Below are 8768 nucleotides of genomic sequence, written 5' to 3' on the forward strand. Positions count from 1 at the left end.
CACGCGTGGTCCGCCGCACACAGCGCACCCCGTTCCCATCGAAGAAACCCATCGACAAACACCTGACAGGCCCACCACCCACAGTCGTGACCATCCTCACCCGAACCTAAAGTTCCTGGTATTGGCCTCGGCCTGGATCTTCACGTCCACGCCGGGCAACACGTCAACATAGGTCGCGACATCACCGGACAAGACTGGCTCCGGAAGCGCTCCACTCCACCCTAAGCCGACCTGCTTACCTCCGACAGCAGCCGTCACAAGCATGTCGCCATGCTGCTCCGACCGAGCACCCGACAACGACAAATCGATCACGGCAGCCTTGGGACCCAAAGTCCCATCCGCCCGCCGCACCAACGTCGTATCTACCGGAACCCAACCACCATCACGCCGCACCCGCACCGGCTCCACGTGACGCGTCAACGTCATCGAACCATCCGGATTCGCCACCACCTCCGACGTCTCCGACATCAGATCCGCAACCCGGACCGGCTCTCCGAACTCACGCGCGGCCGCCGACGCCGCGGCCTCCGACACCAACTCCGCAGGCGCGGACCCCAGCCATGCAACCGGCGCAGCCTGTGCGACCACGCTCGTTAGCGGCGCGACCACCACAGCCACCAGACCAACAACACCTGCACGCAGACACAGCCGTCCGCGCGCCGAAATACGGCGCATCACAATGATGATCCCCCAGGTTCGAACGCGTCCCCCGACGGCGCACGGTTAACAAGCAACGGGAGCCTTCCTGGTGGCATCCGAACCGCCAAGACTCCAAACGGAGTAACACGCACCAACCAGAAGTGACGAATCGCATACCTGAACACGAACGGTGAGAACCTGTAGATCGTTACTACAGGCAGCTAACCCGCGGCGACATCCCCGCCTTCTTCGAGAGCCATCGCCGAAGACGTGGGCGAAAGATCTCACACAATGCTGATCAAGGCGAAGACGCTGTTGATGATCACGAGTGCATCCAGGCCGCGATCGCACTGGGCCCACAACCAGGTACGTGGGGCCCTGCGACGAGATCACCCTCTTGGCGCGAGCGACCGCAACTACCGGTGAGCCGCACGCATTGCCTGGTCCATCTGCTCGTGGGTCGCGGCCGCGCACGGAAGGGGGTTTGACCCGCCGGTGCGGATCCCGTCGAGCAGCATGGCCAGGTACCGCCGCCACAAGTCGGGATTGATCGCACGGGTCAACTCCGCCGACGCGGCGACCATGATCAAGAGCGCGCCGATGTCGGACGCCTCGAAGTCCGAGCGGAGCGTGCCCTGCGCCTTCGCGCGGGCGACCAGGGCGTCCACCGCCGGGATGAAGTGTTCGGAAATGCGCTCCACCTGACCGAAGTCGGCCCGGGTGCAGATCTCGAACAGGCCCCGGTCAGCCGACTGCCGCTCGGCGATGTCGGTGATCATTCCACACAGGCCTTCCCACGCGTCCGGAGTGGACGCGGCCGCGTCGATCACCACGGCCAGTTCCTCGACGACGTGGTCGAAAACCGCCGTGACCAGAGCTTCCTTGTTGGGGAACCGCCGGTAGACCGTGCCGACGCCGACGCCCGCGCGCCGAGCCACATCGTCCAAAGTGACGTCCAGCCCGTGCTCCGCGAAGACCTCCCGCGCCGCTCTGACGACGCGGACGCGGTTGCGTTCGGCGTCGACGCGCAGGGGCTTGGTGGCGATCGTCACGCTCCCAGCATAACAAATCCGGAGGACGGCCCTCCACTTCCTTGGTACCGTCGAAACCATAACCGGAGACCGGGTCTCAACTTTCTCCCCAGGGGCATTCATGACTCTCTCGGACACGCGCGCGCCCGAGCCACCGCTGCAGGTCGCGTCCAACAAACGATGGCTCATCCTCGCCGTGATCGCGCTCGCCCAGGTGATGGTGGTGCTCGACGCCACCATCGTGAACATCGCCCTGCCGTCGGCGCAGGTGGACCTCCAGTTCACCAACGACCAGCGCCAGTGGCTGATCACCGGTTACGCGCTGAGCTTCGGCAGCCTGCTGCTGATCGGCGGCCGGGTGGCCGACCTGTTCGGCCGCAGGCTGACCTTCCTCGCGGGCGTCGCGGGCTTCGCGCTCGCCTCCGCCGTCGGCGGTGCGGCGGGCAGCTTCGAGATCCTCGTGGCCGCACGAGTCGGTCAGGGTGTGTTCGCCGCGCTGCTCGCGCCCGCCGCGCTGTCCCTGCTGACCACCACGTTCACCGACCCGAAGGAACGCGCCAAGGCGTTCGGCATCTTCGGTGCCATCGCCGGTGGCGGCGGCGCGATCGGCCTGCTGCTCGGCGGCGTGCTCACCGAGTACCTCGACTGGCGCTGGTGCATGTTCGTCAACCTGATCTTCGCCGGAGCCGCGTTCCTCGGCGGCGTGGCCCTGCTCGACCGCAGCACCGCCGACCACCGCCCCAAGCTCGACCTCTTCGGCATCGCCACCGCGACCGCGGGCATGTTCGCGCTGGTCTACGGCCTGGCCAACGCCGAGACCGAGTCCTGGAGCCACGGACTGACGTGGGGTGGCATCACCACCGGCGTCGTGCTCCTCGGCGTCTTCGCCTGGTGGCAGACCAAGGCGGAGAGCCCCCTGCTGCCGCTGCGCATCCTGCTGCACCGCAACCGCGGCGGCGCGTTCCTGGCGATCTTCATCCTGTGCGCCGGGATGTTCGTGATCTTCTTGTTCCTGACCTACTTCCTGCAGGTCAACCTCCAGTTCGGCCCGGTGAAGTCCGGCGTGTCGTTCCTGCCGATGATCGGCACGCTCATGGTCGCGGCGACACTGGCGACCACGGTGCTGCTGCCCAGGATCGGACCGCGGCCGCTGATCGCGGGTGGCATGCTGATCGCGGGCGCGGGCACCGGACTGCTCGCCATGCTCGACGAGACCAGCACCTACTCCAGCGGTGTGCTGCCCGGCCTGCTGACCGCGGGCGTCGGCATCGGTCTGACGATGGCCGCGAGCATGAACGTGGGCATCCTGGGCGTCGCCGCCGAGGACTCGGGCGCGGCGTCCGCGGCGATCAACGCCGTGCAGCAGGTGGGTGGCTCTATCGGCACCGCGCTGTTCAGCTCGGTCGCCGCCGGCGCGGTGACCACGGCCATGATGGAGGGCAAGGCCCCGGCCTCGGCCGCCATCGCGGGCTACAGCGCGGCGTTCCTCGGCAGCGCGATCCTGTTCGCTGTCGGCGCCGTCGTGGCCGGTCTGGTGCTGCGCCCGGGCGTGCCCGAGGAACTGGGCACCGCGGGTCCCGTCGTCCACATGTGACAGCCCCCGGTGGCGTGGGTGTGCCGCTCACGCCACCGGGTTGTGGACCGCCAGGAAGTCATCGATGTGCTTCCACGTCGTGTTGCGAGCGGCTCGGCCCGCGAGCACGCCGAGGTGGCCGCCCGGGCAGGCGTGGAACTCGACCTCGGCGGCGTTGTCCAGCACGTCGACCAGGTGCCTGACCGCGCGCTCGGGGGCGATGCTGTCGCCCTTGCCCGCGATGATCAGGACCGGAACCTTCACCTCGGCCAGGTTGATCCGGCGCCCGCCCAGGTCGAACGTGCCCTCCGCGAGGTCGTTCGCGCGGAAGAACCGGTGGTAGAGCTGCCCGAAGGTCCGGCCGGGGTAGGCGATCATGTTGTCGGTGAACCGGTCGACGGCCTCGATCTGCGCCAGGAAGTCGGCGTCGTCGAGGTGCGACAGGATCGCGTACGGCTTGGTGACGACCTTGTCGATGGCCGAGAGCTGGAACGCGCGCTTGACCAGAGCCCGGGGCGCTCCGCCCAGCAGCCGGTAGGCCGGGGTGAGGATCCAGCCCTGGGTGAAGTCGACCAGGGGCTTCATCGGCGCGATCAGCGGAATGGCCGTCACGTCGAACGGCGCCGCCACCGTGGAGATCGACGCGATCGGCAGGCCCGGCTGGTCGGCGGCGGTGAGCAGCGACATGATCCCGCCGAGGCACCAGGCCACCACGTGCACCGGCCTGCCGCCCGCGTCCTGGCTGACCGCGCGGATCGTGTGCGGCAGCACGTCGTCGATCCAGTGCTCCAGCCCCAGCGAGCGGTCGGCGAAGCTCACGGTGCCGAAGTCGACCAGGTACGTCGAGCGCCCCTGCTCGACCATGTGCTCGGCGAGGCTGCAGCCGCGCCGCAGGTCGAAGCACAGCGACGGCGCGGCGAGCGGCGGCACGAACAGCACCGGATCCCCACTCGCCGGAATGTTCCCCTCGGCGAAGCGGTAAACCGACCGCATCCGCCCCTTGTCGATCAGCGTGCGCGGCATCGGCCGAAGATCCGCGATCCCCCCGCGCGCGACCTTCGCCCCCACATTCTCAACCGCCGCCGCCACCCACTCGGTCACGCCCACCGCACCCACCTCCACCCGCGAGTCCCCACCTCGCGACAATGAGTTCTCATTTCGCGATACTGCGGAGCGCAGCTTACTGCTGATCCGAATGTTCTCGCCGTGTCGCGAAATGAGAACTCATTGTCGCGAGGTGGGGACTCGCGGGTGGGCTACTTGAGGCCTAGTTCGCGGGCGATGAGCATGCGCTGGACCTCGCTGGTGCCCTCGCCGATCTCGAGGATCTTCGCGTCGCGGTAGAAGCGGCCGACGGGGAACTCGTTCATGAAGCCGTAGCCGCCGAAGATCTGGGTGGCGTCGCGGGCGTTGTCCATCGCGGCGTTGGAGGCGTGCAGCTTCGCGATGGCCGCCTCCTTCTTGAACGGCTCGCCGCGCAGCATCTTGGCCGCCGCCGCGTAGTAGGCCAGGCGGGCGGTGTGCGCGCGCAGCTCCATGTCGGCGATCTTGAACTGGATGGCCTGGTATTCGCCGATCTTGCGGCCGAACGCCTCGCGCTCGCCCACGTACCGCAGCGACTCGTCGACGCAGCCCTGCGCCAGACCGACCGACAGCGCGGCGATCGCGACCCGGCCCTCGTCCAGCGTGGACAGGAACTGGGCGTAGCCGCGGCCCAACTCGCCGAGCAGGTTCTCCTTCGGCACGCGGACGTCGGCGAAGGCCAGCTCGCGGGTGTCGGAGGCGTTCCAGCCGACCTTCGAGTACTTCTTCGACACGGTGAACCCGGGCGTGCCCGACGGCACGATGATCGCCGAGATCTCCTTGCGGCCGTTGTCCTTCACGCCGGTGACGGCGGTGACCGTGACCAGGCCGGTGATGTCGGTGCCGGAGTTGGTGATGAACGCCTTGGAGCCGTTGATGACCCACTCGTCGCCGTCGAGGCGGGCGGTGGTGCGGGTGGCGCCCGCGTCGGAGCCGCCGCCGGGCTCGGTGAGGCCGAACGCGCCGAGCTGCTCGGCGTTGGTGAGCTTCGGCAGCCAGGTCTGCTTCTGCTCCTCGGTGCCGAACCGGTAGAGCGGCATCGCACCGAGGGAGACACCGGCCTCCAGCGTGATCGCGACCGACGAGTCGACCCGGGCCAACTCCTCCAGGGCGATGCAGAGGGCGAAGTAGTCGCCGCCCATGCCGCCGTACTCCTCGGAGATCGGCAGGCCGAACAGGCCCATGTGGCCCATCTTGGCCACGATCTCGTAGGGGAACTCCTCGCGCTCGTAGAAGTCCCCGATGACCGGGGCGACCTCCTCACGCGCGAACTCTTGGACGGTCTTGCGGAGCGCCTCGTGCTCCTCGCCCAGCGTGAAGTTGATCATGACTGGTCCTCCGTTGGGGTCACCACGGTCAATACCTGGTTCAGCGCGACCTGTTGGCCCGCATGGACGTTCAGTTCGGAGACGACACCGTCGACCTTGGCCGTGATGGTGTGCTCCATCTTCATCGCCTCGACGACGAGCAGCGGCTGCCCGACGGTCACGTGGTCGCCCGCGGCGACCTTGACCACCAGCACCGTGCCCGGCATCGGGCTGGTCACCGGCCCGCCCGCGGCGGCCGACGATCCCGCGCCTTCGAGCATCGAGTGCTCCGCGACCGCCCAGGCCTGACCACCGGCCGCGAGCCACAGGACATCGCCATCCCTGCCGTCCTGGGCCCGCGCGTAGCGCAGGTTGCGGCCGCCGTAGGTGACCCGCAGTGCACCGTCCACACGCGACACGGACGCCGTGACGGGGTCGCCGTCGTCGATCGTCACGGTCGCGGCCGACGGGCTGCCGCAGAGCCGGACCCGCACGTCGCGGTCGCCGGAGGTCAGGCGCAGCGGGACCACGGCGGCCCGGCCGAGGCGCCAGCCGTTGGGGACCGACCACGGGTCGATCACCTCGCCGGTGGGCTGCATCGTGAGCAGCTCGTCGAGGGCGGCGGCGGCGAACACCTCGTCGGGCACCGGTTCCGCGCGGGTCAGCGCGTCGAGCTTGCGTTCGACGAGCTGGGTGTCGAGCCTGCCCGCGCGCACGTCCTCATCGGCCAGCAGCGCCCGCAGGAACGTGATGTTCGTGCCGACGCCGAGCACGACGGTGTCGGCGAGCGCGTCGGAGAGCCGGGCCAAGGCCTGCTCGCGGTCCTCACCCCAGGTGATGACCTTCGCGAGCATCGGGTCGTAGTCCGAGCCGACGACAGACCCGGCCAGCAGCCCGGAGTCCATCCGCGCCCAGTCCTCGGTGGACTGCGCCAGACCCAGCACGCGCCCCCCGGTCGGCAGGAAGCCGGTCGACGGGTCCTCGGCGTAGACACGGGCCTCGACCGAGTGGCCGCGAAGCTCCACATCGGACTGCTTGAGCGACAGCGGCTCCCCCGCGGCCACCCGCACCTGCTGCTCGACCAAGTCGAGCCCGGTGACCTCCTCGGTGACCGGGTGCTCGACCTGCAGCCGGGTGTTCATCTCCATGAAGAAGAACTCGTCGGGCCGGTCGGCGGAGACGATGAACTCCACCGTGCCCGCGCCCGTGTAGCCCACGGACTTGGCCGCGTCGACCGCCGCCGTGCCCATCCGCTCCCGCGTGACCGCGTCGAGCAGGGGCGATGGCGCTTCCTCGATGATCTTCTGGTGCCGCCGCTGCAGGCTGCACTCGCGCTCACCGAGGTGGATCACGTTGCCGTGCGCGTCGGCGAGGACCTGGATCTCGATGTGCCGGGGACGCTGCACGAACCGCTCGATCAGCAGGGTCTCGTCACCGAAGGACCCACGGGCCTCACGGCGTGCGGACTCGATGGCCGACCGGAGTCCGTCCTGCTCGGTGACCAGCCGCATGCCCTTGCCGCCACCACCGGCGGACGGCTTGAGCAGCACCGGGTAGCCGATCTCGGTCGCGGCGGAGACCAGGTCGTCGTCGGACATCCCCGGCTCGGTGCGACCAGGGACGACCGGGACACCGGCGGCGATGACCGTGAGCTTGGCGCGGATCTTGTCGCCCATGGCGTCGATGGCGGACGCGGGCGGGCCGATGAAGACCAGCCCGGCCTCGGCACAGGCCCGCGCGAACTCGACGTTCTCGGCGAGGAACCCGTAGCCGGGGTGCACCGCTTCGGCGCCGGTCTCACGGGCGGCCGCGATGATGTTCGGGATGGACAGGTAGCTCTCGCGCGCGGCGGCAGGCCCGATGCGGATGGCCACATCGGCCTCCCGGACATGCCGGGCGCCCGCGTCGGCGTCGCTGTAGACCGCGACCGACCGGATGCGCATCCGGCGGAGCGTGGTGATGACGCGGCAGGCGATTTCGCCGCGGTTGGCGATCAGAACGCTGGTGAACATCCCACTCACATCCGGAAGACGCCGTAGCCGACAGGGTTCAGCGGTGCGTTGGCCGCCGCGGAGAGCGCGAGGCCGAGCACCTGGCGGGTGTCCGCCGGGTCGATCACACCGTCGTCCCACAGCCGTGCCGTCGAGTAATAGGGGTTGCCCTGCTCCTCGTACTGCTGACGGATCGGCTCCTTGAACGCGTCCTCGTCCTCGGCGGACCACTCGTCGCCGCGCGCCTCGATCTGGTCGCGGCGGACCGTGGACAGCACGGACGCGGCCTGCTCGCCGCCCATGACCGAGATGCGCGCGTTGGGCCACATCCAGAGGAACCGCGGTGAATAAGCGCGGCCGCACATCGAGTAGTTGCCCGCGCCGAACGAGCCGCCGACGACGACTGTGAACTTCGGTACGCGCGCGCACGCGGTCGCCATGACCATCTTCGCGCCGTGCTTGGCGATGCCACCGGCCTCGTAGTCGCGTCCGACCATGAAGCCGGTGATGTTCTGCAGGTAGAGCAGCGGGATGCTGCGCTTGTCGCACAGCTCGATGAAGTGCGCGCCCTTCATGGCCGACTCGCTGAACAGCACACCGTTGTTGGCCACGATGCCGACCGGGTGGCCGTGGATCCGGGCGAACCCGGTGACCAGCGTGGCGCCGTACTCCTTCTTGAACTCCGAGAACCGGCTGCCATCGGTTATCCGGGCGATGACCTCGCGCACGTCATAGGGAGTGCGCGGGTCGGTGGGAACAACGCCATAGAGTTCCGCGGGATCGGCTACCGGCTGCTCAGTCGGCAGCACGTCCCACGGTCTGGGCGAGCGCGGCCCCAAAGTGGACACGATCGAGCGCACTATGCGCATCGCGTCGGAGTCATCGGCGGCCAGGTGGTCGGTGACTCCGGACGACCGTGCGTGCACATCGCCGCCACCGAGTTCCTCGGCGGTGACTTCCTCGCCGGTCGCCGCCTTCACCAACGGCGGTCCACCGAGGAAGATCGTGCCCTGGTTTCGCACGATCACCGCCTCGTCGCTCATCGCAGGGACGTAGGCGCCGCCCGCGGTGCACGATCCGAGCACCGCGGCGATCTGCGGAATGCCGCGGGCCGACAGGCGCGCCTGGTTGAAGAAGATGCGGC

The 8768-nt window shown here is 68.9% G+C and carries 7 protein-coding genes; 1 reads left to right on the forward strand and 6 read right to left on the reverse strand.

Features of this window, described 5'->3' with window-relative positions:
• Nucleotides 1-96: 96 nt before the first annotated feature.
• Both ACRDSQ_RS08790 and ACRDSQ_RS08795 read right to left on the reverse strand, forming a co-directional pair.
• Nucleotides 97-675 carry a hypothetical protein gene (locus ACRDSQ_RS08790; protein WP_431420313.1) on the reverse strand — a complete coding sequence of 193 codons (579 nt, stop codon included), beginning with the start codon at nt 673-675 and terminating at the stop codon, nt 97-99.
• A gap of 380 nt (nt 676-1055) precedes the next feature.
• Nucleotides 1056-1691: a TetR/AcrR family transcriptional regulator gene (locus ACRDSQ_RS08795; RefSeq protein ID WP_431420315.1), complete on the reverse strand. Its 636-nt coding sequence runs from the start codon at nt 1689-1691 to the stop codon at nt 1056-1058.
• A gap of 100 nt (nt 1692-1791) precedes the next feature.
• On the opposite strand from ACRDSQ_RS08795, the gene ACRDSQ_RS08800 reads away from it, so the two are divergent.
• Nucleotides 1792-3264, forward strand: a complete 1473-nt coding sequence (locus ACRDSQ_RS08800; protein WP_431420317.1) for an MFS transporter — start codon at nt 1792-1794, stop codon at nt 3262-3264.
• 27 nt (nt 3265-3291) lie between these two features.
• On the opposite strand, the gene ACRDSQ_RS08805 is transcribed toward ACRDSQ_RS08800, so the two are convergent.
• From ACRDSQ_RS08805 to ACRDSQ_RS08820, 4 genes are all read right to left on the reverse strand, one after another.
• Nucleotides 3292-4350: an alpha/beta fold hydrolase gene (locus tag ACRDSQ_RS08805; RefSeq protein WP_431420319.1), complete on the reverse strand. Its 1059-nt coding sequence runs from the start codon at nt 4348-4350 to the stop codon at nt 3292-3294.
• Nucleotides 4351-4499: 149 nt separating this feature from the next.
• Nucleotides 4500-5654, reverse strand: coding sequence for an acyl-CoA dehydrogenase family protein (locus ACRDSQ_RS08810; protein ID WP_431420321.1), 1155 nt, complete (start codon nt 5652-5654; stop codon nt 4500-4502).
• Nucleotides 5651-7645, reverse strand: coding sequence for a biotin carboxylase N-terminal domain-containing protein (locus ACRDSQ_RS08815; RefSeq protein ID WP_431420323.1), 1995 nt, complete (start codon nt 7643-7645; stop codon nt 5651-5653). The genes ACRDSQ_RS08810 and ACRDSQ_RS08815 overlap by 4 nt, the downstream gene beginning before the upstream one ends.
• Before the next feature lie 5 nt (nt 7646-7650).
• Nucleotides 7651-8768 (reverse strand): carboxyl transferase domain-containing protein (locus ACRDSQ_RS08820; RefSeq protein ID WP_431420326.1); only part of this gene is annotated, 1118 nt, incomplete at its 5' end.

The sequence above is a fragment of the Actinokineospora sp. genome (genome assembly GCF_050699995.1).
Taxonomy (GTDB): Bacteria; Actinomycetota; Actinomycetes; order Mycobacteriales; family Pseudonocardiaceae; genus Actinokineospora.